Source organism: Amycolatopsis pithecellobii (genome assembly GCF_009707865.1).
In the GTDB taxonomy this organism is placed as follows: domain Bacteria; phylum Actinomycetota; class Actinomycetes; order Mycobacteriales; family Pseudonocardiaceae; genus Amycolatopsis_E; species Amycolatopsis_E pithecellobii.
On record NZ_WMBA01000047.1, the window covers coordinates 13,812 to 39,356 of the forward strand.

Sequence of the window (25,545 nt, forward strand, 5' to 3'; positions counted from 1 at the left end):
GGTAGGCCCACCCACCGACAATTTCCGTTCCGCCGGCTCCAGGGCTCATTCCGCGGAGGTGTCGTTCTCCAGCAACCCGAAGATGTTGCCCTCGGTGTCCGTGCAGTACACCAGCCAGCCCATCCCGGTCAGCGCCGTCTTCGGCACCACGACCGAGCCGCCGGCCTGCCCCACCCGCCGGACCGCGGCATCCACATCCGGCACTTCCATCGTGTTCGGATACGCGTTCACCGGGGCCCCCTCCGCGGGCGCCGGCCCCTGCCGCGGCACCAGGCCGCCGTCGATCCCCGGCCCGCAGCCGGTGCTGATAAGCCAGTACGGCTTGGTACCCCAGCGCTCGAAGGACCATTCGAAAACGGTGGTGTAGAACGTGATCGCACGCTCCGGGTCCGAGGCGTGGATCTCGAAGTGGACCGGACGGGGCATGCGTCGCCTCCTCGCGTACTGAAAGGGGCAAACTCCGAGCTTACCCGGCGTCCCGCGGCTTGAGCCAGATGATCGACAGATGCTCCCGTTCGACGTCGCTGGTCAGCTCCTCGACGGTCGGCAGGTGTGGCACCGTGATCTTGATGCCCAGCAGCCGCTGTGCCTGCTTCGGCCCCAGCTCGTCGATGCGCTGCCGGTACATCTCGGCCACCGTCCGCGCCTGCTCGACGAGCACTCCGCGCATCGGCGTCGTGCGGCCCTCGAACACGACGTCGAGGTCACGTCCGCCGCGGAAGTTGACCCGCCACGGTGCGCCGGTCAGCGACATCAGCGTGCCGTCCGCCCGGTGCGCCGTGACGGGCACGGCATAGCGACGCCCGCTCTTACGGCCCGTGAAACGCAGGACCATGATGGCTTTTCGCGCCGGGCCCCCGAGCGGAGTGGGCAGCGCGAACACGAGTACGCGATTGACCAGCCGGATCAGCGCGGCCGGCGGGTGTGAGACCTCGATGGCGGTCATCCGCGAATTATCAGCTCGTAATGTCCTTCGTGGCGAATCGGCGGGCGGCCAGCAACGTCAGCACGGTCGCGTAGATGACCGCCGACAGCACGCCGGCCGCGATGTTCGTCCAGTCGATGTCGGTCGAGAACAGGTCTATCCAGGCCGACGAGTAGTGCGTCGGCAGGTAGTTGCGCAGGCTGCCCAGAGCCGTGATCTGGTCCAGGATCTGCGACAGGATCGCCGCCAGCACCGCCCCGCCGACCGCGCCGAGCGGGGCGTCGGTGGACACACTCAGCAGCAGCGCGAGCCCCGCCACCCAGGCCAGTTGCACCACGAGGTACACCGTGCTCACCGCGAGCACCAGCAGGCTCTGGCCGAACCCGATCGCGTCACCGGTCGGGCTGATCGCATCGCCCGCGCCGTACCACAGCAGCCCCACCACCAGGGAGACCACCGGCAGCAGCACCAGCGCGAGGATCGACAGCAGGCCGGACACGATCGCCTTCTGCCGCAGCACCCGATGTCGTGGCACCGGGATCGCCAGCAGATACTTCAAGCTCGACCAGGACGCCTCGCTCGCGATCGTGTCCCCGAAGAACAGCGCGACGATCGTGGGCAGCAGGAACCCGCTCGCCACGAACAGGCCGAGCACGACGAAGTTCGGCGCGCTCGCGGTGGCCAGGTCGACGAACCCGCCGGAGCGCCGGTTCGGGCTGGACTGCCCGATCTCGAACGCGGCCACCAGGATGAACGGCAGCAGCACGACGAACCCGAGTACGAGCTGGGTGCGCCGGCGGCGGAACTGTCGGCGCAGTTCCACGCTCAGCCGGAGGGTGCGGCCCGGTTTGTACCCGGCGACTCCGCCGTTCTCGCCGACTTCGGTCTGCTCGTGCCGCGCCGCCTCGGCCAGCTCGTCGAGCGCGGCCGGGTCGGTGTGGACTCCGTTCTCGGTCACCGTGCCTCCTCCCCAACCAGACGCAGGAACGCGTCCTCCAGCCGGCGCCGCGGCCCGGCCTGCTCGACCCTGACCCCGGCGCCCACCAGCGCGGCCACCGCCTCGGCGCGTGGCAGCCCGTCGAGATCCGCGTGCACCAGCTCGCCTTCGATGTCCACTTCGGACACTCCGGGCGTCGAGCGCAGCACACCCGCCGCCGCTTCCGGGTCGTCGACCCGGAAGGTCGCTTCACCGCCCGCCGCGGCGAGATCGCTGACCTCGCCGGACGCGACGAGCGCGCCGCGGTGCATGACGACCACATGCGAACAGGTCTGCTCGACTTCGGCCAGCAGATGGCTCGACACGACCACGGTGCGCCCGGTCGCCGCGTAGCGCTGCAGGACCTCGCGCATCTGGTGGATCTGGGGCGGGTCGAGCCCGTTGGTGGGTTCGTCGAGCACGAGCAGCTCCGGCAGGCCGAGCATCGCCTGTGCGATGGCGAGTCGTTGCCGCATGCCCTGGCTGTAGGTGCGGACCTTGCGATGGACCGCGTTGCCGAGGCCGGCGATTTCCAGTGCCTCGGCGAAATGCGCCTTCTCCGCGGGGCGACCGGTGGCGTCCCAGTACAGCCGCAGGTTCAGCTCACCGGACAGGTGCGGCAGGAAACCCGAACCCTCCACAAAGGACCCGATCCGCGACAGCACCGGCGCGCCGGGATGCACCTCGTGGCCGAATACCCTGATCTGCCCGGCCGTCGGCGTGATCAGGCCCATCAGCATGCGCAGGGTCGTTGTTTTCCCGGCGCCGTTGGGTCCGAGCAGGCCCAGCACCTGGCCCGGCTCCACCCGGAACGACAGGTTCTTGACGGCGGTCACCCCACCCGGATAGGCCTTGGTCAGGCCTTCGATCACCAGCGGCACCTCGGCCAGTTCCGGATCCGCGCGGCCCGCCCGGCGCCGGCGCAGCCCGGCGATGACCGTCACCGCCAGCGCGGCGATCAGCACCCCCGCGATGCCCAGGAGGTTGCCCAGCGGCCAGCCGCCGCCGACGGCGTTGCCGGGGACGACGGGCACCGAAAGTCCGCCGTCGAGCGAGATTTGGTACCCCGCAGGGGAAACCGGCGTCGCGTAGGCCTGGTCGGTGGTGGTGACCACGACTTGCAGCGCGTGCCCGGACTCGATGGGTCGCACGACGCCGGCGAGCGCCACGGTCATCTCGGCCGCGCCGCCGGCCAGCGGAACCCGGATCGGCGCGACCGCATTGCCCGGTAGCGCACGGGTCCCGTCCGGGCTGACGTCGTACAGCTTCACGAACAACACCGCGTCCGGGGTGGTGCCCGCGACGCGCAGCCGGACCGTCGGTGAGCCGGCCACCAGCAGTTGTGAATCCAGCGGTGCACTGGTGAACCGCGCGGACTGGCCGGGCGGGTCGATGCCGAACAGACCGGACACCCGCGAGGACCCGGCGAGCCCGTTGAGCCCGGGTATCCCGCTGACCGCAGCCGGCGTCCCGCCCGGCGGGTTGGTCACCGTCTGCGGCCGGGAACCCAGCGTGACTTCCTTGCGCTGCACCGGATCCCCGCCCAGACCGGGGTAGTCCGGCGCGTTGAGGATGCGCACCGACGGCGTGCCCGAGGCCCGCAGCGATCCTTGTACGTCGTAGGCGAACCCGGTGACCGGGTTGCTGCCCTCCCCGGTGAGCTGGAACCACAACCAGTCCGCGACCTTCGCGCGCAGCTGTGGTCCCGGCCCGCCGCCGTCGTGCCCGCCCGCGTACCAGATCAGTTGTACTTTCCCGCCCGCCGCGGCGATCTGGCGCGCGTTCGCGTCGGCCTGCTCCAGCCCGAACAGCGTGTCGGCCTCGCCCTGCACCAGCAGCGTGGGCGCGGTGATCCGGTTCGTCACCGACGCCGGGGACAACCGCCGCAGCAGCTCCACGGTCGCCGCACTGGCGCGGCCGGTGGTCGCGAGTTCCGTGTAGGCCTGGCAGATCTGCGCGGTGAAGCGGCCGCACACGCTGCTCGCCGGCGGCAGTTGCGCCGGTGCACCCGCCGCTCCGGAACCGCCGCCGCCCCCGGTGGCGCTCTGCGCGTTGTCGGTGCCGGCCTGTCCCGGCTCGGGTGCCTCGCCGAGGGCGCCCGTGGAGGTGCCCGCGGCGAAGAGGATCCCGGCCCACGACCGCTTGAACACCCCGTCGGCGCCGAACACCCCGGTCGCCGGAGTGGTGGCCACCGGGGCGGTGCCCGCGGCGTTCGGGACGAGTGCCTGCCCGAGATCGTTGTAGGTGATTTCCGGGGAGATAGCGTCGATGCGCTTGTCCTGCCCCGCAAGCAGAAGCGCCAGCGCCCCACCGTAGGACGCGCCGACGACACCGACGCGCGGATCGTTCGGGCCGTCGAGCCGGACGTCCGGTCGCTTCGCGAGGAAGTCGACCAGATGCGCCGCGTCGGCGACTTCGAGATCAGGGTCGTTGAGCCCGATCTGACCCGTGCTGTGCCCGAACCCGCGCGCAGACCAGGTCAGCACGACGAACCCGCGTCGCGCCAGCTCCTGCGCCTCGTCCGCGACGCCGGTCTTGTCGGCGCCGAAACCGTGTGGCAGCAACAATGCCGGCGCCGGGGTGGTGGCAGGCAGGTAGAGGGTGGTGTCCAGGCGCACCTGGTCGGCCGAGCCGGGAGCGGCGGGCACATCGAGCACGGCGTCCTGGTGGGCGACCGGCGCGGGACCGCGGTTCGCAGTCACCCACACGGTGACGGCGGCGAGGAGCACCACCACCACACCGAGTGTCAGCAGCCGGCCGCGGCGGGTGTGCGGTAGTGGGTTACGGGGCACTCCGAAACCGTATGTGACGTTTCCTGAGAACGAGCGCGCGGTCCTCAGCAGTGATGAGGGCTACCTAAGCTGGCATCCGGATCTGAGATCGGACATGATGGACAACAAGTGGAGGGGAGTATTCCTTCGCGGCGGTGTCGTCAGCACGGTGATCCCTCGGGGTCCCCGGCACCGTCGGCCAGGTGTTTTCGCACCCGGCGGAAGAGACCTCCGGCTAGCTGCTGTACGCGCTAACCGGAGGTTGTACGTCAATGAATGTCCCCTTGTGGGTCTGGCTCACCACCGTCGCCGGCCTGCTCGTCCTGATCGCGATCGACCTGGTGATCGTCGACCGCAACCCGCATGCGGTGACCGCCGCCGAAGCGGCCAAATGGGTCGTGTTCTACGTGTCCTGTGCGGTGCTCTTCGGCGCCGGGGTGTGGATCTTCGCCGGGCATGATTCCGGCGTCGAGTTCTTCACCGGGTACATCACCGAGTACTCCCTGTCGGTGGACAACTTGTTCATCTTCATGGTGATCATGGCCTCGTTCAAGGTGCCGCTGATCCACCAGCACCGCGTGCTGCTCGTCGGAATCCTGCTGGCGCTGGCCATGCGCAGTGTGTTCATCGCGGTCGGTGCGGCGCTGATCGCCCAGTTCGTGTGGGTGTTCTTCCTCTTCGGTGCGATCCTGCTGTGGACGGCGATCAGTATGGTCCGCGGCAACGACGACACCGAGGAGTACCACGAGAACGTGGTGACCAGGTGGGCGCGCAAGCTCTATCCGGTCAGCGAATCGTTCGAGGGCCACAAGATGTTCGTCCGGCGGGACGGCAAGCGGATGATGACGCCGATGTTCCTGGTGATCATCGCGCTCGGCAGTGCCGACCTGCTGTTCGCCGTGGACTCCATCCCGGCGATCTTCGGCATCACCCAGGAGGCGTTCCTCGTCTTCACTGCCAACGCGTTCGCGCTGATGGGCTTGCGGCAGCTGTTCTTCTTGCTCGGCGGACTCGTCAAACGGCTGGTGTACCTCAATTACGGGCTCGCCGTGATCCTCGGCTTCATCGGGCTGAAACTGGTGCTGCACGCGCTGCACGAGTACCACCTGGCGCCGGACTGGCTCGACATCAGCAACTGGCTCTCGCTGGGCGTGATCGTCGGAGTGTTGACCATCACCACCACCGCCAGCCTGCTCAAGAGCAGGCGGGACGCTCGTGTCGAACCCGCTTCCGCGTCACAGTAACCTCGCCGGAGTGCACCCCACTGATATCGAACTGCTGTCCACGCCCGGAACGCCTGCCCTGCAGGGAGATCTCCTGCTGACCGCGGTTTCGGCGCCACACGCGGAAACCAACACCTACCGCGGTGCCGTGTGGCGGATCGGGCTCGACGGAACGGCCACACCGTGGACCCACGGCGAGTACGACTCGGCGCCCGCCATTTCCCCGGACGGGCGCTGGGTCGCGTTCCTGCGTGCGGGCGAGCCGAAGGCGCCGCCGCAGGTGCATGTCATGCCGACGACGGGTGGTGACGCGCGGAGGCTGACGGATCTGCCGCTCGGTGCCGGCGCCCCGGTGTGGGCGCCGGACTCGCGCCGGATTGCTTTCACCGCAAGGGTTTCCGAGCCCGGGCGGTACGGCGTCGCCACGGCGGACGGGGAAAAGCTCGAGCCGGCCGAAGAAGCGCCGCGGCGTATTACGCGGTTCGACTACCGCATCGACAACATCGGTTTCCTCCGTGACCGGCCGCAGCGGCTGTTCGTCGTCGACGCGACCGAGCCCGACGCGGACCTGGTTGCGCTCACCGACGAGCGGGTGGATGTGTCCGGGCCCGCGTGGACGCCGGACGGCGAGACGATCCTGGTCGCCGCGCCGCGCGACTGGGGCGCAAAGGAAACCGAGGAGGCGGACATCTACGCGGTGCCGGCGCACCGTCCTGGTGAGCCGCGTCTGCTGATCCGGAGCGCGGGCGGCGTGGAGCGGATCACGGTCGGCGACGGCGTGGTGTGGTTCGTCGGCGCCGAATTCGCCCGGCCGTACGAGGCGGCCCGCAACCCCGGGCTGTGGTCGGCACCGCTGTCCGGTGGGACGCCGCGCCGCCTGACCGACGTGGAGACGGTGCACGTCCACGCCGGGGCCGGCGCGCCGGCGGTGCTGGGTGACCGGCTGGTGGTCGCGGTGCTCAACCGAGGCGCGGTCGAACTGCGGGCGGTGCCGGACGACGCCGACGGGGTCCCGCTGGAGAAGCTCGCGCTGCTGGCCGGGGAGCGCGCCGCCGTGCGGTCGTTCACCGTCGACGGCGACCGGATCGCGGCGGTCGTGTCCGGCCCGGACAGCGCCGGTGACGTCGTGCTGATCTCCGGCGGCACCGGGAAAGTGCTCACCGACTGGTCAAAACCGTTGCGGAACAAGGGAATCCGCCCGCTACAGGAGCTGACGGCGACCGCGCCGGACGGGTATCCGGTGCACGGCTGGCTCGTCGAACCCGAGGGAGACGGCCCGCACCCGGTGCTGCTGGTCGTGCACGGCGGCCCGTTCGCCGCCTACGACTGGGGCCTGTTCGACGAGGCACAGGTGTATGCCGCGGCGGGGTACGCGGTGGTGCTGGCGAATCCGCGTGGTTCGGCCGGGTACGGGCAGAGCCATGGCCGCGCGATCGTGCGCGCGCTCGGCACGGTCGACGTCGACGATGTGCTGGCGCTCCTGGATTCCGCGCTGGAGCGGCCCGCGCTCGACTCGTCGCGGGTCGGCGTGATGGGCGGTTCCTATGGCGGGTTCATGACGGCTTGGCTCGCCGCGCACCACGGCGAGCGGTTCCGCGCGGCGTGGAGCGAGCGGGCTGTCACCGCATGGGACTCGATGGTCGGCAGCTCCGATATCGGCTGGTTGTTCGTCGACGCCTACCTCGGCAGTGAGCCCGAGGTGCAGCGGGAACGCAGCCCGCTCACCTACGCCGACCGCATCAGCATCCCGTTCCTGGTGGCGCATTCCGAACATGACTGGCGCTGCCCGGTCGAGCAGGCGCAACGGCTTTTCGTGGCGCTCAAACGGGCCGGCGCGGAGGTCGAGATGCTGCTGTTCCCCGGCGAAGGTCACGAGCTGACCCGCTCGGGCAAGCCGCGGCACCGGATCCAGCGATTCGAGGCGGTACTGGAATGGTGGTCGCGCCACCTTCCGGTGCGGCGGTGAACTGGACGGTGCGGCGCGCGGTTCCGGCGGACGCCGCCCGGATCGCCGAGATCAACGTCGACGGCTGGCGGGCGGCTTACCGTGGCCTGATCCCGGATTCGTATCTCGACGGGATGCGGTACGAGACGTTGCGCGAGCGATGGGCGACCGGGTTGCGTGGCCACACCGACGCGGCGTCGATGTTCGTCGCGACCGGTCCGGACGGCAGGATCGAGGCCTACGCGTTCGTGCGGTCGGTGCGCGACGAGGCGGACCGGCACCCGGTCCACGCGACGGGTGAGCTGTGCGCGATCTACGCCGATCCTCGTCGGCGCGGCACCGGTGCGGGACACGCGGTGCATCAGGCCGCGCTCGGACACCTTGCCGCATATGGGTTCCGGCACGTCGTGCTGTGGGTGCTGACCGGCAACGGGCCGGCGCGGCGGTTCTACGAGGCGCACGGCTGGAGCTGCGACGAGGTCGAAAAGGACGGCGGGATCGCGGGGGAGTGGACGCCGGAGATCCGCTACTCGCGGCCGATTCAGGAAAGCAAGATGTAGTTCAGCTGCTCGCACACCCGGCCGAGCGGGATGTCCAGACCAGGATGATCCAGCGGCAGCAACACATCCGGCTCGGCGGGCAGCGCGTCGCCGGCCGGCGGGTCCCACAGGCACACGGCGGGCCCGCCACCGTCCATTGAGGACCGGTACCACACCCCGTCGATGCCGGGGAAGGCCGCGCGGATCGCACGTGCCCAGGCTTGCGTGATTTTCTTGGGGCCGCTGGAAATCTCCTGGGAAGCACCCACCCTGGTCGGCCACAGTCCGGACAGGTCCAGCAACCGCAAGGTCCGGGTCGGGCGGACCACGACGAGCTGCGGGCCCTTGGTGCGACGGTCCACAACGGACGATTCCTGGAACACCTCGGCGACGCTGGTGCGCACGGAGAGTCCGAAGTAGACGACACCGTTGCCGGGATCGTGCACCGCGGCACCGCCGTGCCCCGGTTGCTGCTGATCGAACCGGCCATGCGGCAGCGGACCGGTGCGGCGGAAGGAATTCCACTGTTGCGGGTGGTGGCCGCGCGCGCTGAAAACGCGGACGAGCCGGGTGGCCGGGTGCACCGCGACGATGTCCTCGTCACGCAGCTCACCGACCAGCACGGCGCGATCAGGCGGCAGAGGTAGCCGGGCCATTGAGTACGTGAACCGCCTAGAGACTGTTCCGGAGTGGCTTGTGAAACTTCGGGCAGCGCATCAGACGGCCGTGCCGAGTGTGCTCGCCAGCGCGGCGACGGGCCGGGGGTCGCCGCCGGCCAGCAGCCACTCGCGGGGGGCGACGGCCTCGCCCGCGATGAGCAGGTCGTCCTGTCTGCTGCTCATGAACGCGGCGACCACGAGCGCGGGCTCATCGGCGGGCACGGCGGCCAGCACCGCGTCCAGACCCGGCAGTACGCCGCCGTCGGTGAACTGCCACGCGGGCAGCCGCCAGCCGCTCTGGTCTTTCCAGCCGGCCAGCCGTCGCGCGGCGAGCCGGTGCCGGACGCGGCTCGGGTCGATGCCGAGCCGCCGGGCCGCGGCCGTGACGGTGAGCGCCGATTCGGCCAGTACCGCTTGCGCCGCAACGGAACGCGCCCGGTAGTCGGGTTCATGCTCGTGATGCGGCGAGAGGTCGAGCCCGACGTCGGTGAGTGCCTCGCGCTGGGCGGCGGAAAAGAACTGCGCCGGTTCGGGATTCGGCGGCACGAGCCGGCGCGCCGCGTCCTCGACCAGGGTCAGGAAGTCCGCGGCGTCGATCCGGAGCCCCGCCTTCGCGAGTACGTTCTCCAGAGCCATCGTCACGCCACCTAGAATAGCACGGCCGTGCGCCTCCGTGCGTTCTCAGTGCCGGGTGCTGCCGCGCGGGATGAGGTGGGCGCCCAGAATCGTCACCACCGGCGGGTGGGCGGGTTCGGCGATGCGGGCCAGCAGCAGGCGCGCCGCCTCCGCGCCGATTTCGCGCGCGGGCTGTGCGACGACGGTCAGCGACGGGTTGATCAGCGTCGTCCACGGCGCGTCGTCGAAGGCAACCACGCCGACGTCTCGGCCCGGCCGCAGCCCCGCCTCGGCGAGCACTTCCAGTACCCCGATCGCCATCGAACTGTTGGCCACCAGCAACGCGTCCGGTGAGTCGGCGAGCAGGTCCCTCGCGGCCTGCCTGCCCCCGGTCGTGCGGTATTCGGCCCGCCGTTCCAGGCGCGGGCTGCGTCCGTGTAGCGCGTCGCGGTACCCGGCGACCCGGTCGTCGGCGGTGCGCACCCCGGGCGGACCGCCGATACAGCCGATGCGCGTGTACCCGGCGGCGATGAGATGCTCGGTCGCCTCCCGGGCGGCGCGCCGGGAATCCACCAGCACCTGGTCACACGCGATGAGCGGCCGGTCGACCGCGACCACCGGGGTGCCGCCGCGGCGAAGCCGTTCGATGCTCGGCGAGGCGCCGGTCGGCGACAGCACCACGCCGGCGACGCGTTCCTGCAGCGCGACATCGATGTAGCGCCGCTCCTTTTCCGGGTTCTCGTCGGAGTTGCACAGCACCACCGAGTAGCCCGCGGTCTGGGCGGTGTCCTCGACGCCACGGGCGATCGCGGTGAAGAAGGGGTTCTCCACGTCCGAGATGATCAGCGCGAACACGGCTGTCTCCCGGCGGCGCAGGTTCCTGGCCGGCCCGTTGGGCTGATAGCCCAGCTCATCGGCCGCCGACCGCACCCGTTCCGCCAGTGCGGGGTCCACTGTGGACTTTCCGTTGAGCGCCCGGGACACCGTCGCCGTGGAAACCCCGGCGAGGTGGGCCACGTCGTTGATCGTCGCCACCACGACCCCCTTCCGGATTCCCTTGACACCGCCCTCGGTCGAAGAATAGCTTCATTGGTAATCGTTTACTTGCCGCAGTTTCCCGTGTCGCGCCGGGAGGCCGGCCGATGTCGCTGCCGGCAGGCTGCTGGGGGGCTGGCCGTCGGCGGCATCGGCCGGGCACGGGCATGATGGACACTTTCCGGCCACGGGAAGGTGATGCGTCATGTCCCCATCGCTGGCGTTCGGCATCGGCGAACCGGGCGGCCAAGGCTGGACGCAAGTGTGGGAGCTGCTGCTCGCCCTCCTGCTGTGCTCCCTGATCGGGCTCGAACGTGAGCTCAAGCAGAAGAGCGCCGGGCTTCGCACGCACACCCTCGTCGGCGTCGGCGCGGCATTGTTCCTGCTGGTGAGTAAATACGGCTTCACCGATGTGCTGGCCGAAGGACGCGTCGTCCTCGATCCTCCCCTACTGTGGCGGAAAAGCATGCCACAGCGGGGGCCCAGCGAGTGGCGGCGCAGATTGTGTCCGGTATCGGTTTCATCGGCGGCGGCCTGATCTTCGTCCGCCGCGACATCGTGCGCGGCCTCACCACGGCGGCGGTCGTCTGGATGAGCGTCGCGGTCGGATGTGCGTGCGCGGCCGGTCTCCCGCTGCTCGCCGTCGTGGTGACGGGAGCGCATTTCCTTGTGGTGTATGGCTATCCGCCGCTGATCCGGTTCGCCACCGGCTCCCGTGCGACGACGTCGGCCGTCCGCGTGACCTACCGCGACGGCGAGGGCGTCTTGCGGACGGTGCTCGAGCTTGCCACCCGCTCGGGCTATTCGGTCGAGCACGCCGTCACCGAGCGGCAGGAAATCGAAGGCGGCGACACGCTGGTCCGTGCGCGCGGGCTCATCGACCTGCGGTTGCGGTTGGCCGGGCCGCGGAATGTGAACGAGTTGCTGACCGCGCTGGCCGGTCAGCCGGGCGTCATCGAGGTCGAGACGGGCGAACTCGACGACCGAAGTGAAAAACGTTCACCTTCCCCCATTCGAGTGAAAAGTTTCCTGATCGGGTCATAGTCGTAACAATTCGCACTCTTCTGGCGAGTACCAGTTGACGCGCTTGGCGGAAGCGCGACGAGCGGAGAGAAGACCCGGTCATGGGTGTTGTCGTTCCCGCGGGGGTCCCCACACGGCGGCGAAGGCCGCGGTCCGGCACGGTGGTGCTGCTGGCCGCGTTGAGTGTGCTGGCCGCCATCGGCGTGGTGTCGGCGGTCGTCGTCGGCCATCGCCAGGGTGAGCCCGCACCGGCGACACTCAACGGGGTCAACCCGCCGGCCGCCCCGGCGCCCGCTCCGCTGGTGACTCACGACGTCACGTACCTGCTCACCGGGGACACCGACGCCCTCACCATCACCTACGTCGGCCAGGGCGCCGCCATCGAGCAGGTCGGCGAGGCCGCCATGCCGTGGTCGCTTTCCATCCAGCACACCAGCCGGGCCGGCAGCGACCAGTACTTCACTTTGACCGCGCGCAACACGGGCCCTGGCAGTATCGGCTGCCGCATCGTCGTGGACGGCAGCACGGTCAGCGAATCCAGCGCCGGGCCACAGGACGTGGTGCGCTGCTCGAAATCCCTGAGCTGACGCGCACTGGCACGATCGGCCCGTGACGGGTTCGAACATCGTGCTCGGCCCCATGCTCGCCGTGGTGCTGGCGGTGCTGGTCGCGCTGGGCACGGTGATCGTATGGCTCGGCGAGCTCGGCAAGGGCAGGGCCGTGGTGCTGGCCGCGGTACGGGCGGTCGGGCAACTGGCCGCGGTTTCGCTGGTGATCACGGGAATCCTGAAATCGGGCTGGCTGACGGGTTTGTTCGTGGTGCTGATGTTCGGCGTCGCGGCGGTCACGTCGGCGCGGCGCATCGGGGTGCCACGGCAGGTGCCGCCAGTTGCGGTGGCGATCGCGGCAGGTGTGGTGCCCGTGCTCGCGGTCGTACTGGGAGCCGGGGTCGTGCCATGGCGCCCGATCGCGGTCGTGCCCATCGGCGGCATCGTGATCGGCGGGGCGATGACCGCGACGTCGCAGGCGGCCCGCCGCGCGCTCGACGAGCTCAAGATCCGGTACGGCGAGTACGAAGCGGCGCTCGCGCTCGGGTTCCTGCCGCGGGCCGCCGCGTTGGAGATCTGCCGCCCCTCCGCGGGGCAGGCGCTCATCCCGGCGTTGGACCAGACCCGCACGGTCGGCCTGGTGACCCTGCCGGGCGCGTACGTCGGGATGCTGCTCGGCGGGGCGAGCCCGGTGGCGGCCGGGGTGACCCAGCTGCTCGTGCTGGTCGGGTTGCTCGCCGCCGAGTCGATCGCCGTGCTGGTCGCGGTGCAGTTGGTCGCGGCGGGATTGATCGCCAAGCGATAGCGTGAGGAGCATGAGTGATGTCGCGGATCTCGTGATCGACGGCTTCGACCGGATCCAGCAGGTTGTGCACCGTGCGGTGCGGGGGCTGAGTGAGGACCAGCTCGCCGAGCGCCCCGGTGGTGCGACGAACACGGTCGCCTGGCTGATCTGGCATCTCACCCGGGTCCAGGATGATCATCTCGCGGACCTCGCGGAAACCCCGCAGGTGTGGACGGAACAAGGCTGGCACGAGCGGTTCGGGCTGCCGTTCGGTCCTGGTGAGACCGGCTACGGCCACAGCGCCGGCGAGGTCGCGGCGGTTCGCGTGCCGTCCGCGTTACTGACCGGGTATCACGACGCCGTGCACGATCAGACCGTGGCCTGGCTGGGCGACTTGAAGGAATCGCAGCTGGACCGGATCGTCGACCGCGCGTGGGACCCGCCGGTGACCCTCGGCGTGCGCCTGGTCAGTGTGCTGTCGGACGATCTGCAGCACGCCGGGCAGGCGGCTTACGCGCGGGGAATCCTGCTGGGCCAGTGATTCAGCGGCTGTGCCGCCGGATCCACTCGACGGTGCAGCACGCCTCGCACGGTTCGAGTTCGCCGGGAGCGACGCTGGCCCACGCGATCGGCACCACCTCGTGCGTCTGCTTGCCGAGGCGAGCGGCATAGCGCTGGCCCTTGCGGAGCCAGTCACAGTCGGGGTCGTTGTGGTAGGCGTCGCCGGCCACCCGGTAGCCGCGCGGCAGGACCCCCGGGGGCAGGGGTTTGCACAGCGCGCACCACGAGGCGGGCATCTCGTGCACGCATTCCGTGTCGTCGGGGCGGTAATCCGCTTTCGCCGGTTCGTTCAGCGGTAGCGCGCTTTGCGGGGTGGGGACGAGTTTTCGCGGCACCGGCGGCATCTTGGCCGCCTCCTTGACGCCGAGCACCGCGAGCCGGTCGGCGCGCTCGTTTTCCGGATGCCCGGCGTGCCCCTTGACCCAGTGCCACTCGATGTCATGCCGCTGCGCCGCGGTGTCGAGCCTGCGCCACAGATCCTCGTTCTTCACGGCGGTTTTGGCGGCGGTGCGCCAGCCGTTGCGTTTCCAGGTGGCGACCCATTTGAGCACGCCGTTACGTACGTAGCTGCTGTCGGTGTACAGGTGCACCACCGACGGCCGGGTGAGTGTCTCCAGCGCCTGGATGGCCGCCATCAACTCCATGCGATTGTTGGTGGTGGGACCGGGATCGCCGCCGTGGAGTTCGCGCTCGTGCTTGCCGTACCGCAGCACGGCACCCCAGCCGCCGGGGCCCGGATTACCACTGCAGGCGCCGTCGGTGTAGATCTCCACGGTCGGTTCCCCCATGCTGCGACTACACCCTCACCAGCCGCGCTCACGCCATTCGCCGAGTTTCGGCCGTTCCCTGCCGAGCGTCGAATCGTCCCCGTGGCCGGGGTAGAACCACGTCTCGTCCGGCAGCACGTCGAAGATCCGGGACTCGACATCGTTGATCAGCGACGTGAAACGTTCCGGGTCCTGCTGCGTGTTCCCGACGCCGCCGGGGAACAGGGAATCGCCCGTGAACAGGTGGGGCGATCCGGCGGGATCGCGGTACAGCAAGGCGATCGAACCCGGGGTGTGCCCGCGGAGATGGATCACCTCGAGCGTGCAGTCACCGACGGACAACGTGTCCCCGTGTTCGACGAGGAAGTCCGGGGGCACCGGCAGCGGCTCCGCGTCCAGCGGGTGCGCCGCGGTGTTCGCGCCGTTCGCCCCCGCGACCGCGCCCAGCGCCTGCCAGTGATCACCATGCTGGTGCGTCGTCACGATGGTGCGCAGCGCCGGCCGGTCAGGGCCGTGGCCGATCAGGTCCGAGATGCGGTCCGGGTCGGCCGCGGCGTCGATCAGCAGCCCCTCGTTCTGGGCGCGGCACACCAGCAGGTAGACGTTGTTGTTCATCGGCCCGACCGACAGTTTCGTAATGGTCAGCGCCCCGAGCGTGCGCCGTGCGGCGTCGCCGCCCGGCTCGACGTGCCCGGTGTAGTCATCCACGACGTTCACCGGTCACACGGTAGTCGCCCGTACCCGGCGTGTTCGCACCCGTTCAGGCTGGTCTCAGATTCGTAACGTAGCCTCCGGTCCCGTTGCCGTCGTCGATCTTCAGGAAGCCCGTGTCCCGCTCGAAACCGCGCAAGATCAGCTGGGATGTGGTCCGCGTGGTCGCCGTGTTCTCGGTGCTGCTGGGGCACATCACGCATCAGGGCCCGTTCGCTCATCCCGAGCTCGGCGACTACCCGTTCCGGGACACGGCGCAGTTCGGTGCCGCGGTACTGATGGTGATCTCCGGTTTCTTCGTCTGCCAGACGATCCGCCGCGGCGGCACCGCACGCTGGTGGTGGTGCAAGGTTGCCCGTTTGCTGCCGCCGTACGTCATCGCCGTGTTGATCACCTACGTCGTGATGCGGTTCGCGGGCGCGGCGTTCAACCACCAGACCTTCGACAGCGGCTGGTTCGGCACGCTCTTCGGCCCCACCTCCGACGGCCTGGCCTGGGTGTCGTCGTGGTACGTCCCGGTCGGCCACGACCTGCTGATCAACCTGTTCCTGCTGCAGGGCTGGAACCAGTACTTCATCTGGCTGGACGGCTCCTACTGGACGCTTCCCGTGCAGCTCATGGTGTTCAGCGGCGCCGCGATGCTGTGGGCGGGCACGCCGTGGTTGCGTGGCACCCGCCGGGCCCAGCTGCTCGCCTGGGGCCTGGTCGTCGTCCCGTTGTTCGTCCGGTTCGTGGTGATCGGCGTGCACAACCCGGCGCCATGGGCCTACAGCGTCGTGTTCGGCCTCGGCCTGCACCGGATGCACGCGTTCGCCGCCGGCATCGGAATCTGGCTGTGGTCACGGAACCGGCTCGGCGGCGGGCATCTCACGCTGCTGCTCATCGCCGTCATCGCGGCGCAGGATCTGCACCTGTATCCCGATCACGTCGCGCTGCCGAGCGACCCGGCCCGGCTCCCGTCGGATCTCGGGTTCGCGGTGATGCTGCTACTCGTCTGCGCCGCCGCGAAGGGACCCGACTGGTCGCTGTTGCGGCCACTGGCGCCCGTGTTCACCTGGCTGGCCGGCATTTCCTACGGGGTCTACCTCCTGCACCAGGAACTGGGTTACGTGCTGGCCCGCCTGCTGCTCGATGCCGGGGTGCCCGGCTGGGTCCGGTTGCCGATCCTGGTCGCCGCCGCGGTCATCGCCGGCTGGCTGCTCACTACACTGGTCGAGCGGCCGGCGTACAGTCGCCTGACCCGCCCGCGCCGGATGGTGCCATCGCCCCGGACCGCGCCGGACGACCTGCTCCCGGGTTCACCGAGCGGTCCGGCTCCCGTTTCTGTCGGTGGTCCGTCCTAGCATGGGTCGCGGCTGGTGTGAACGGCCGAAACTCTCCAGCGAAGGGACCTTGGCGTGGCTGATCGCCTCGTTGTTCGCGGCGCCCGCGAGCACAATCTCCGTGGCGTCGATCTCGACCTGCCCCGGGACAGCCTGATCGTGTTCACCGGGCTGTCCGGCTCGGGCAAGTCGAGCCTCGCCTTCGACACGATCTTCGCCGAGGGCCAGCGCCGTTACGTGGAATCGCTGTCGGCGTACGCCCGCCAGTTCCTCGGGCAGATGGACAAACCCGACGTGGACTTCATCGAGGGCCTGTCGCCCGCGGTGTCGATCGATCAGAAGTCCACGTCGCGCAACCCGCGGTCCACGGTGGGCACGATCACCGAGGTCTACGACTACCTGCGGTTGCTGTACGCGAGGGCGGGCAAGGCGCACTGCCCGCAGTGTGGCGAGCTGATCAGCAAGCAGACCCCGCAGCAGATCGTCGATCAGGTGCTCGAAATGGAGCCGGGCACCCGGTTTCAGGTCCTCGCGCCGGTGGTGCGCGGTCGCAAGGGGGAGTACGTCGATCTGTTCGCGAACCTGCAGCAGCAGGGGTATTCGCGCGCGCTCGTCGACGGGCAGGTGTATCAGCTCACCGATCCGCCGAAGCTGAAAAAGCAGGAGAAGCACAACATCGGCGTCGTGGTCGACCGGCTCTCGGTCAAGTCCTCGTCGAAGCAGCGCCTGACCGACTCGGTGGAGACCGCGCTGCGCCTCGCGGACGGGCTGCTGGAGCTGGAGTTCGTGGACCTGCCCGAACACGACCCGCACCGGATCCGCGGTTTTTCCGAGAATCTGGCCTGTCCCAACGGGCATCCGCTCGCGATCGAGGATCTCGAGCCGCGCTCGTTCTCGTTCAACTCGCCGTACGGCGCCTGCCTGGAATGCACCGGGCTCGGCATCCGCAAGGAGGTCGACCCGGAGCTCGTCGTCCCGGATGACGAGCTGTCCCTCGAGGAGGGCGCGATAGCGCCGTGGGCGGGTGGCCAGAGCGCCGACTACTTCCAGCGGCTGCTGGAGTCATTGGCGGAGACCATCGGGTTCCGGATGGACACGCCGTGGCGCACCTTGCCCGCGAAGGTGCAGAAGGCGGTGCTGCACGGGGTGAACGAGCAGGTGCACGTCCGCTACCGCAACCGGTACGGCCGTCAGCGTTCGTACTACGCGAACTTCGAGGGCGTGATCCCCTTCCTGGAACGGCGGCTCGAGCAGACCGACTCGGAACAGATGCGCGAGCGCTACGAGGGGTACATGCGCGAGGTGCCGTGCCCGGCCTGCCAGGGCGCCCGGCTGAAGCCGGAGATCCTCGCGGTCACCCTGGAACACGCCGAGCAGGGTGACCGTTCGATCGCCGAGGTGTGTGCGCTGTCGATCGAGGAGGCCTCGGGGTTCCTCGACGGGCTCCGGCTCGACAGCCGCCAGAGCATGATCGCGGGCGCGGTGCTCAAGGAGATCCAGGCGCGGCTGCGCTTCCTGCTGGATGTCGGGCTGAACTACCTCTCGCTCGACCGGGCCTCGGCCACCTTGTCCGGTGGTGAGGCGCAGCGCATCCGGCTCGCCACGCAGATCGGCTCCGGTCTGGTCGGGGTGCTCTACGTGCTGGACGAACCGTCGATCGGCTTGCACCAGCGGGACAACCACCGGCTGATCGAGACGCTGAGCAGGCTGCGGGATCTGGGCAACACGCTGATCGTCGTCGAGCATGACGAGGACACGATCCGTTCCAGCGACTGGGTGGTGGACATCGGTCCGGGCGCGGGGGAGCACGGTGGCCGGGTTGTCCACAGTGGACCGTACAAGAAACTGTTGCGTAGTAAGGAATCCCTCACCGGACAGTACCTGTCCGGGCGGCGCGCCATCGCGGTGCCGGGCATCCGCCGTCCGGTGGATCGCAAGCGCAGGCTGACGGTCGTCGGCGCACGCGAGCACAACCTGCGCGGCGTGGACGTGTCGTTCCCGCTGGGGTGCCTGGTCTCGGTCACGGGAGTGTCGGGCTCGGGCAAGTCCACGCTGGTGAACGACATCCTCGCGACGGTGCTGGCGAACAAGCTCAACGGCGCTCGTCAGGTGCCCGGCAGGCACACCCGGGTCCGCGGGCTCGATCTGGTGGACAAGCTCGTGCGGGTGGACCAGTCGCCGATCGGCCGCACCCCGCGGTCCAACCCGGCGACGTACACCGGCGTGTGGGACCACGTGCGCAAGCTGTTCGCGGCCACCACGGAAGCGAAGGTCCGCGGCTACCAGCCGGGCCGGTTCTCGTTCAACGTCAAGGGCGGCCGGTGCGAGGCGTGCGCCGGGGACGGCACGATCAAGATCGAGATGAACTTCCTGCCGGACGTGTATGTCCCGTGCGAGGTGTGCAAGGGCGCGCGGTACAACCGCGAGACGCTGGAGGTGCACTACAAGGGCAAGACGGTGTCGGACGTGCTCGACATGCCGATCGAGGAGGCGGCCGAGTTCTTCGAGCCGATCAAGGCGATTCACCGGCATCTGCAAACGCTGGTGGACGTCGGTCTCGGTTACGTCCGGCTCGGCCAGCCCGCGCCGACCCTGTCCGGCGGTGAGGCGCAGCGGGTGAAGCTGGCGAGCGAGTTGCAGAAGCGGTCCACCGGCAAGACGGTGTACGTGCTGGACGAGCCGACGACCGGGCTGCACTTCGAGGACATCAGCAAACTGCTCGGCGTGATCAACGGCCTGGTCGACAAGGGCAACACGGTGATCGTCATCGAGCACAACCTCGACGTGATCAAGACTTCCGACTGGATCGTCGACATGGGCCCGGAAGGCGGTTCAGGTGGCGGCACCGTCGTGGCGGAGGGCACGCCGGAAGAGATCGCCGGGATCGAGGAAAGCCACACGGGCCAATACCTGCGGACAGTGCTGACCCCGGCCTGAGCCGACCGCGAGTCGCGCGTTCCGTGCGCGCGAGTCGCGCGTTGCGTGCGTGCGAGTTGCGCGTTGCGTGTGGTCGAGTTGCGCGTTGGCGTGCGTGCGAGTTGCGCGTTGCGTGTCGCCGTGGGGTGCGCAGCCGCGGCCCGGGTCGCCTGGCGGCACTGCTGGCCTGCTGCCCCCGCCACGTGACGCGCCCCAACGAGGTCCCCCCACTGCCGCCACCCCCGGCGAAGCCACACCGTCCACTTCGGACTCCAGCGGCGCCGGCGACAGTCACGCATACTCACGTCGTGCGCCTCAACGACTACCGGTTCCGCGACACGTGGTTCCTGCCCGCGCCGCGGCGGGCGGTGTTCGACGCGGTCGTGGACGTGGAGAACTACCCCCGTTGGTGGCCGGATGTCCGTGCGGTGCGGCGGATCGACGACGACACCGCGGAGCTCGTGTGCCGGGCGACCCTGCCCTATGGTCTCGTCATCCGGATGCGCCGCGCGGAACAGAACGTGTCCACGGGCCGGCTGAGGGTGCACCTGGAAGGCGACCTCGAAGGGTCGCTCGCCGCCTCCGTGCTGCGGCATCCGGCGGGCACGACGCTCGAAATCACCCAGCGGGTTCAAGTGCGGAAACCGTTGCTGCGCAAGCTCGCGCCGGTGGCACGCCCGCTCTTCCTGGCCAACCACGCCGTGATGATGCGGCGTGGCCGGACCGGTCTGCGGGCGCGCCTCACGGCGTGAGCAACTCAGGTCAGCGCGTCCGCCGTCGGCCGTGAGTCTTCGGCCGGTTCCGGCGCGGGCGAGTCGTCCAGCAGCGTCGTCTCGTTGAAGGGTTCGCGCCCGGCCAGCACTTCCGTCGCCTTGGTGCGGTCGAACTCCTTCGTCCACGAGCTGATCAGCACCGTCGCCACCGCGTTCCCGGCGAAGTTCGTCACCGCCCGCGCTTCCGACATGAACCGGTCGATGCCGAGAATGAACCCGACACCGCCGACGAGGTCCGGCCGGTGCGACTGCAAGCCGCCGGCGAGGGTCGCGATACCGGCGCCGCTCACCCCGGCCGCCCCCTTCGACGCGATGATCATGAACACCAGCAGCGAGATCTGCTCCCCGATCGACAGCGGGCTGCCCTGCGCCGACGCGACGAACAGCGTCGCCATGGTCAGGTAGATCGCGGTGCCGTCGAGGTTGAACGAGTACCCGGTCGGCACGGTGATACCGGCGACCGACCGGCTCACCCCGAGGTGCTCCATCTTCGCGATCAGCCGCGGCAGCGCGGATTCCGACGAGGACGTCGACACGATCAGCAGGAACTCGCGGCCCAGATAGCGCAGCAGGCGGAGCACACTGACCCGCGCCCCGAACCACAACACCGCGCCCAGCACGACGAATACGAACACCAGGCAGGTCAGGTAGAACCCGACCATGACCACCAGCAGGCTCCGCAGCGCGGCCCACCCGGTGTTGCCGACCACCGCCGCGATCGCGCCGAACGCTCCGACCGGGGCCGCCCACATGATCATCGACAGGATCCGGAACACCAGCTTCTGCAGGTGCTCGATCCCGCGCAGGATCGGCTTTCCGGCATTGCCCATCTTCTGCAGGGCGAACCCGGCGAGCAGCGCCACCAACAACGTCTGCAGCACCGAACCTTCGGTGAACGCCGACAGCAGCGACTCCGGGATGATCCCGAGCAGGAAGTCTGTGCTGCCCTCGCCCCCGGTGGCCTGCTGGTGCGCCTTGGCCGCGGACGCCGGGTCGAGATGCAGCCCCGAGCCGGGATGCAGCAGGTTGCCCACGACGAGCCCGATGGCGAGCGCGATCGTGGACATCACCACGAAGTACCCGATCGCGATCAGGCCCACCTTGCCGACCTTGGCCGCCTTCGCGACCGAGCCGACGCCGAGCGTGATCGTGCAGAAAATGATCGGGGAGATCATCATTTTGATCAGGTTGACGAACCCGGTGCCCAGCGGCGCGAGTCCCTTCGCGAACCCGGGGGCGGCGAACCCGGCGATGATGCCCGCGGCCACCGCGGCGACCACCGCGAGATAGAGATAATGCATCCGGTCGCGCCGCGGTGGCGCGGATTCTGCTGTCGGCACCTTTGCCTCCAAGTGGGGGATTGGCGCGCCCTCACCTGGCGCGGCTGGCGAGGTGACTATGCGGTTCGCCGTGGCCGGCCGTCACGGTTGTGTTCATTGAGTTCGTGCTTCACGCCCTGGCTATCGTCTGGACCATGAGAAATCGGCGTTGGAGCCTGGCGCGGCAGTTGTTGCTGGTGCAGGTGGCCGGGTTCGCCGCGCTGGTCGCCGCGGGCGCAGGGTTCGCCTGGGCGGACTTCTCGCGCGCGACGGACGAGCGGGCGACCGAGGTGGTGGCCGGGGTGTCGCGCACCATCGCCGCCAGCCCGACCGTCCTGAATGCACTGTCCACATCGGATCCCAGTAGCATGCTGGAGCCCTACGCCGTGCGTGTGCAGGCCGATACCGGCGTCGACTTCGTCACCATCATGACGCCCGAGGGAATCCGTTACACACACCCGAATCCGGCGCTGATCGGGCTGCCGTTCCTCGGTAATATCGAGCAGGCACGGGAGGGGCACCTCTACACCGAGACCTACACCGGCACCCTCGGCCCGTCGATGCGTGCCGTGGTCCCGGTTTTCGACGGCAGCCGGGTCGTCGCGCTCGTATCGGTCGGCATCAAGATCGACGCGATCTCCGCGCAACTGGCCACAGAGCTGTTCCGCCTGCTGATGGTGGCGGCGGCCGTCCTCATGGTCGGCGTCGCGGGCAGTGTGCTGGTCAGCTCACGGCTGAAACGGCAGACCCGCGGTCTTGCACCTGCCGAGCTGAGCAGCGTTTTCGCCTACTACGAAGCGACTTTGCACGCCGTTCGCGAAGGGCTGGTGCTGCTGGACCCGGACGGCGAGGTGGTGTTGTGCAACGACGGCGCGCGTGAACTGCTCGGGCTCGAGGAAGATCCGGCCGGGGAACCGGTGGGGGAGATCGGGCTGCCGCCCGCACTCGTGGCCACTTTTTGCGCCGGGGAACCGAAAACGGACGAGATCCACGTGACCGACTCGCGCGTGCTCGTGGTCAGCACCGCGCCGGTGTACGAGGAGCAGCGCCTGCGCGGCGTCGTCGTGACCTTGCGCGACCACACGGATCTCCAGCGGCTGACCGGCGAGCTCAACACGACGCGCGGGCTCGCCGAGTCCTTGCACGCGCAGGCACATGAGGCCGCGAACCGGCTGCACACCGTGGTGTCGCTGGTCGAGATGGGCCGCGCGGCGGAGGCCGTCGAGTTCGCGACGGCGGAGCTGCGGATCGCGCAGCAGCTGACCGACCGGGTCGTCGGCGCGGTGGCGGAACCGGTGCTGGCCGCGCTGCTGCTCGGCAAGGCCGCGGAGGCGAACGAGCGCGGCGCCGAGCTGATCCTGACCGACGACACCGCGCTCGACGAGCTCGACATGGAACCGCGCGACCTGGTCACGGTGCTGGGCAATCTCATCGACAACGCCATCGACGCCGCGATCGAGAACGCCGCGTCGGCCCGGCCGCGGGTCATCGTGACCGTCCGGACCGATGGCGGCGATCTGCTGCTGCGGGTCGCGGACACCGGCAAGGGTGTCGCCGATGCCGCGAAGAGCGAGGTGTTCCAGCGTGGCTGGTCCACCAAACCGCAGGACGGCCCAGTCGGTCACGGGCTCGGGCTGGCGCTCGTGGGACAGGTCGTGCGCCGGCACGGCGGCGAGATTTCCCTCGGCAACGACAGTGGGGCGGTGTTCACGGTACGGTTGCCGTTGCGGCAGGGGGCGATGCCGATCCGACCGAAAGCAGGCCGACCGTGAGCAACCGGAAGCCGTCCCCCGAAAGCCAATTCGCCGTGACCGACGGCGGGACGGGGAACGAGCGGCCCAGTATGGTGCTGGTCGTCGAGGACGATCCGGTGGTGGCGGAGGCACATCGGCAGTACGTCGAGCGGGTCGCCGGATTCACGGTCGCCGGTGTGGTCCATTCCGGCGCGGAGGCCCTGCGGTTTTGCGAGCGGCACGCCGTCGATCTGATGCTGCTGGACTTCTATCTGCCCGATATCCACGGTCTCGCGGTGTGCCGGTCTTTGCGCGCGTCGGGCAGCGCGGTGGATGTCATCGCGGTGACGTCCGCGCGGGATCTGGCCGTGGTGAAGACCGCGGTGTCCGTCGGTGTGGTGCAGTACCTGCTCAAGCCGTTCACTTTCGCTTCCCTGCGAGAAAAGCTGGAAACCTACCTGCGTTTCCGGGCCAGTGATGGTGAAGCCGCCGATCAGACCGATGTGGACCGTACACTCGCGACATTGCGCACCCCGGTTCGTCGTGCGCTGCCGAAGGGAATGAGCGCCGAGACACTGGACGCGATCATCGCCGCGTTACGTGCCGAGCCGGCGGGAATGGCCGCCGGTACGGCCGGGGAGATGGTCGGTGTTTCGCGGGTGACCGCGCGCCGGTACCTCGAATACCTGGCCGACAACGGGCTCGCGAGACGAGAACCACACTACGGTCAGGTGGGCAGGCCCGAGGTTTGGTATGTGGCGCCCGGCTACCAGCTACGCTCCCAGCCATGACTCAGGGATATCCACAGCAGCAGTACCCGATCCTGTTGTCCACGATGAACGATTTGCCGGGCTACCAGGTCGTGCGGGTGTTCGGCGAGGTCTTCGGGCTCACCGTGCGCAGCCGGAACATGTTCTCCACCATGGGTGCCGGATTCAAGGCGATGGCGGGCGGTGAGCTGAAAGGTCTGTCCAAATTGCTCTCCGACTCCCGGCACGAGGCGCTGGGGCGGCTCGCTCAGGAGGCGATGAACTACGGCGCGAACGCGGTGCTGGCATTGCGCTTCGACTGTAACGAGATCGCGCAGACGGCCAGCGAGATCGCGGCCTACGGCACCGCCGTTTACGTCGTCCCGGAAGGAACTCAGCAACAGCCGCAGCAGCAACAACCCCAGCAATACCCACTGAAGGCCTACCCACAGCAATAACCGTGCTACGGCCGGGGGCGGCGTCGAGCCGGGGCAGCTGGTGCTCGCGCAGCCGCGTGAGGAACTCGGGAAATCACGTGGCTGCGCGCTCCAGGCCAGTTCAGTGCAGCGCGGGGGTCTGAACCACTAAAGCAACACGGTCGCCACTGACGGCACCGCAAGGGAACCGGCGGCGGCACCGAGCCGTCCGGTCGTCGGGTCGCGGGGGAGCCAGTTCACCGTGCCGGACCGCTGGTTCGACACATACATCCAGCGTTGCCCGGCGTCCAGCGTGAAATGTCGCGGCCACACCCCGCCGCTGGGCATGTTTTCGCCCAGCCGCACCAGTTCCCGGCCGCGGACGGCGAATGTGGCGATTGTGTTTTCTCCCCGCACGGACACGTAGACGAACCGGCCGTCCGCGGAAACCTCGATCTCGCCGGGATAGTTCGGCCCTGGTGAGCTCGCCGTGTCCACAACCTGTTCCGCGGTAACGGTTCCGCCGGCCGGATCCCAGCCGAGCACGGTCACCACCGGTGTCAGCTCACAGGCGAGGTAGGCGAGTCTTTCGTGGGGATGGAAGGCAAGATGCCGTGGACCGCTGCCGGCGGGCAGCACGAGTTGCTGGTGCGGCCTGAGTTTCCCGTTCGTCAGCTGATAGACGTACACCGAGTCGGTGCCCAGATCCACCGCGAGCACCCAGCGGCCACTGGGATCGGTCACCACTTGATGCGCGTGCGCACCGTCGCCGTGTTCGACGAGATCCGTTGCGGCGCCGAGCCCCCCGCCGGGCAGGATCGGGTGTACCACCACGGAACCGCTGGTGTAGTTGGCGGTCAGCAGGTACCGACCACTGGGATGCACCGAAAGATGCGTCGGAGCGGCGCCGAGTGCCGGTTGCGTGCCCAGAATCCGCGGTTTCCCGCTGATGTCGAGCGCGGTCACCGAGCCGGGGTCGCTTTCGTTGGTGACGTAGAGAACGTTGCCGCGACGCGCGAACCACGACGCGTCGGGCACCCCCGGCACGGTGAAGTCCGCGTCGAGCCCGGGCTTCCCAGCTTTCACCACGTCAAGTCCGTGACCGGCGGGGTCGGAATTGGTGTAACTCCCGACGAAGGCGCGGTGGCGCTGGCCTGCCCGCGCGGTCATCGCGGGTGTCGCGGCGAGTGCGAATGCCGTGATCCCGAGAAAAATGCGGCGAGGGAACATACCGA

The 25,545-nt window shown here is 69.2% G+C and carries 22 protein-coding genes and 2 pseudogenes; 13 read left to right on the forward strand and 11 right to left on the reverse strand.

Annotated elements, in window-relative coordinates:
• Window positions 1–45: 45 nt before the first annotated feature.
• From GKO32_RS25780 to GKO32_RS25795, 4 genes are read right to left on the reverse strand one after another with little or no spacing between them, the layout of a single operon-like run.
• A complete protein-coding gene (locus GKO32_RS25780; RefSeq protein WP_154759498.1) occupies window positions 46–426 on the reverse strand; it encodes a VOC family protein in 381 nt (126 codons plus the stop codon).
• Window positions 427–466: 40 nt separating this feature from the next.
• The gene (locus GKO32_RS25785; protein ID WP_154759499.1) at window positions 467–946 is read right to left on the reverse strand and encodes a hypothetical protein; all 480 of its coding nucleotides are present in this window, start codon (window positions 944–946) and stop codon (window positions 467–469) included.
• Between the two features lie 10 nt (window positions 947–956).
• Window positions 957–1,883 carry a DUF2705 family protein gene (locus GKO32_RS25790; protein WP_312868534.1) on the reverse strand — a complete coding sequence of 309 codons (927 nt, stop codon included), beginning with the start codon at window positions 1,881–1,883 and terminating at the stop codon, window positions 957–959.
• A complete protein-coding gene (locus tag GKO32_RS25795; protein ID WP_312868535.1) occupies window positions 1,880–4,693 on the reverse strand; it encodes an alpha/beta fold hydrolase in 2,814 nt (937 codons plus the stop codon). Before GKO32_RS25795 ends, GKO32_RS25790 begins: the two co-directional genes overlap by 4 nt.
• Before the next feature lie 251 nt (window positions 4,694–4,944).
• On the opposite strand from GKO32_RS25795, the gene GKO32_RS25800 reads away from it, so the two are divergent.
• The 3 genes from GKO32_RS25800 to GKO32_RS25810 are packed head-to-tail and all read left to right on the forward strand — an operon-like array spanning window position 4,945 to window position 8,400.
• Window positions 4,945–5,916 carry a TerC family protein gene (locus GKO32_RS25800; RefSeq protein WP_154759500.1) on the forward strand — a complete coding sequence of 324 codons (972 nt, stop codon included), beginning with the start codon at window positions 4,945–4,947 and terminating at the stop codon, window positions 5,914–5,916.
• Window positions 5,917–5,926: 10 nt separating this feature from the next.
• Entirely contained in the window at window positions 5,927–7,861 is a 1,935-nt protein-coding gene (locus GKO32_RS25805; protein ID WP_312868536.1) for a S9 family peptidase, read from the forward strand.
• Window positions 7,858–8,400 carry a GNAT family N-acetyltransferase gene (locus GKO32_RS25810; protein WP_166459732.1) on the forward strand — a complete coding sequence of 181 codons (543 nt, stop codon included), beginning with the start codon at window positions 7,858–7,860 and terminating at the stop codon, window positions 8,398–8,400. The genes GKO32_RS25805 and GKO32_RS25810 overlap by 4 nt, the downstream gene beginning before the upstream one ends.
• Here GKO32_RS25810 and GKO32_RS25815 read toward each other — a convergent pair.
• From GKO32_RS25815 to GKO32_RS25825, 3 genes are read right to left on the reverse strand one after another with little or no spacing between them, the layout of a single operon-like run.
• Window positions 8,382–9,035 (reverse strand): RES family NAD+ phosphorylase, encoded by a 654-nt coding sequence (locus GKO32_RS25815; protein WP_154759502.1) that lies wholly within the window; start codon window positions 9,033–9,035, stop codon window positions 8,382–8,384. The genes GKO32_RS25810 and GKO32_RS25815 overlap by 19 nt on opposite strands.
• Window positions 9,036–9,095: 60 nt before the next feature.
• Window positions 9,096–9,680, reverse strand: a complete 585-nt coding sequence (locus GKO32_RS25820; RefSeq protein WP_312868537.1) for a DNA-binding protein — start codon at window positions 9,678–9,680, stop codon at window positions 9,096–9,098.
• Window positions 9,681–9,719: 39 nt separating this feature from the next.
• Window positions 9,720–10,688, reverse strand: a complete 969-nt coding sequence (locus tag GKO32_RS25825) for a LacI family DNA-binding transcriptional regulator (protein WP_312868538.1) — start codon at window positions 10,686–10,688, stop codon at window positions 9,720–9,722.
• Window positions 10,689–10,893: 205 nt separating this feature from the next.
• On the opposite strand from GKO32_RS25825, the pseudogene GKO32_RS25830 reads away from it, so the two are divergent.
• From GKO32_RS25830 to GKO32_RS25845, 4 genes and pseudogenes are all read left to right on the forward strand, one after another.
• Window positions 10,894–11,732: pseudogene (locus GKO32_RS25830) on the forward strand (MgtC/SapB family protein).
• Between the two features lie 80 nt (window positions 11,733–11,812).
• Window positions 11,813–12,298, forward strand: coding sequence for an MmpS family transport accessory protein (locus GKO32_RS25835; protein ID WP_154759503.1), 486 nt, complete (start codon window positions 11,813–11,815; stop codon window positions 12,296–12,298).
• Between the two features lie 52 nt (window positions 12,299–12,350).
• On the forward strand, window positions 12,351–13,064 hold the full coding sequence (locus GKO32_RS25840) for an ABC transporter permease (protein WP_154759531.1): 714 nt from the start codon (window positions 12,351–12,353) through the stop codon (window positions 13,062–13,064).
• A gap of 10 nt (window positions 13,065–13,074) precedes the next feature.
• Window positions 13,075–13,584: a mycothiol transferase gene (locus GKO32_RS25845; RefSeq protein WP_154759504.1), complete on the forward strand. Its 510-nt coding sequence runs from the start codon at window positions 13,075–13,077 to the stop codon at window positions 13,582–13,584.
• A 367-nt stretch (window positions 13,585–13,951) separates the two neighbouring features.
• Here GKO32_RS25845 and rnhA read toward each other — a convergent pair.
• A pseudogene (rnhA, locus tag GKO32_RS38165) lies at window positions 13,952–14,392 on the reverse strand (ribonuclease HI); the annotation flags it as partial.
• Window positions 14,393–14,407: 15 nt separating this feature from the next.
• A complete protein-coding gene (locus GKO32_RS25855) occupies window positions 14,408–15,088 on the reverse strand; it encodes an MBL fold metallo-hydrolase (protein ID WP_312868539.1) in 681 nt (226 codons plus the stop codon).
• Between the two features lie 110 nt (window positions 15,089–15,198).
• Between GKO32_RS25855 and GKO32_RS25860 the strand changes: the two genes are divergently transcribed.
• The 3 genes from GKO32_RS25860 (at window position 15,199) to GKO32_RS25870 (ending at window position 20,072) form a co-directional block, all read left to right on the forward strand.
• Complete coding sequence (locus GKO32_RS25860) at window positions 15,199–16,425, forward strand: acyltransferase family protein (RefSeq protein WP_312868540.1); 1,227 nt, start codon at window positions 15,199–15,201, stop codon at window positions 16,423–16,425.
• A 54-nt stretch (window positions 16,426–16,479) separates the two neighbouring features.
• A complete protein-coding gene (gene uvrA, locus GKO32_RS25865) occupies window positions 16,480–19,341 on the forward strand; it encodes an excinuclease ABC subunit UvrA (RefSeq protein ID WP_312868541.1) in 2,862 nt (953 codons plus the stop codon).
• Window positions 19,342–19,628: 287 nt separating this feature from the next.
• Window positions 19,629–20,072: an SRPBCC family protein gene (locus GKO32_RS25870; protein WP_312868542.1), complete on the forward strand. Its 444-nt coding sequence runs from the start codon at window positions 19,629–19,631 to the stop codon at window positions 20,070–20,072.
• A 5-nt stretch (window positions 20,073–20,077) separates the two neighbouring features.
• Here the strand turns inward: GKO32_RS25870 and GKO32_RS25875 are convergent, their stop codons facing one another.
• The gene (locus GKO32_RS25875; protein ID WP_154759533.1) at window positions 20,078–21,394 is read right to left on the reverse strand and encodes a cation:dicarboxylate symporter family transporter; all 1,317 of its coding nucleotides are present in this window, start codon (window positions 21,392–21,394) and stop codon (window positions 20,078–20,080) included.
• A gap of 173 nt (window positions 21,395–21,567) precedes the next feature.
• Between GKO32_RS25875 and GKO32_RS25880 the strand changes: the two genes are divergently transcribed.
• The 3 genes from GKO32_RS25880 (at window position 21,568) to GKO32_RS25890 (ending at window position 24,352) form a co-directional block, all read left to right on the forward strand.
• Window positions 21,568–23,184 carry a sensor histidine kinase gene (locus GKO32_RS25880; protein WP_154759507.1) on the forward strand — a complete coding sequence of 539 codons (1,617 nt, stop codon included), beginning with the start codon at window positions 21,568–21,570 and terminating at the stop codon, window positions 23,182–23,184.
• 71 nt (window positions 23,185–23,255) lie between these two features.
• Complete coding sequence (locus tag GKO32_RS25885) at window positions 23,256–23,936, forward strand: response regulator (protein ID WP_154759534.1); 681 nt, start codon at window positions 23,256–23,258, stop codon at window positions 23,934–23,936.
• Window positions 23,933–24,352 (forward strand): YbjQ family protein, encoded by a 420-nt coding sequence (locus GKO32_RS25890; RefSeq protein ID WP_154759508.1) that lies wholly within the window; start codon window positions 23,933–23,935, stop codon window positions 24,350–24,352. Before GKO32_RS25885 ends, GKO32_RS25890 begins: the two co-directional genes overlap by 4 nt.
• 126 nt (window positions 24,353–24,478) lie before the next feature.
• Here the strand turns inward: GKO32_RS25890 and GKO32_RS25895 are convergent, their stop codons facing one another.
• Window positions 24,479–25,540: a lactonase family protein gene (locus GKO32_RS25895; protein WP_154759509.1), complete on the reverse strand. Its 1,062-nt coding sequence runs from the start codon at window positions 25,538–25,540 to the stop codon at window positions 24,479–24,481.
• Window positions 25,541–25,545: the final 5 nt, after the last annotated feature.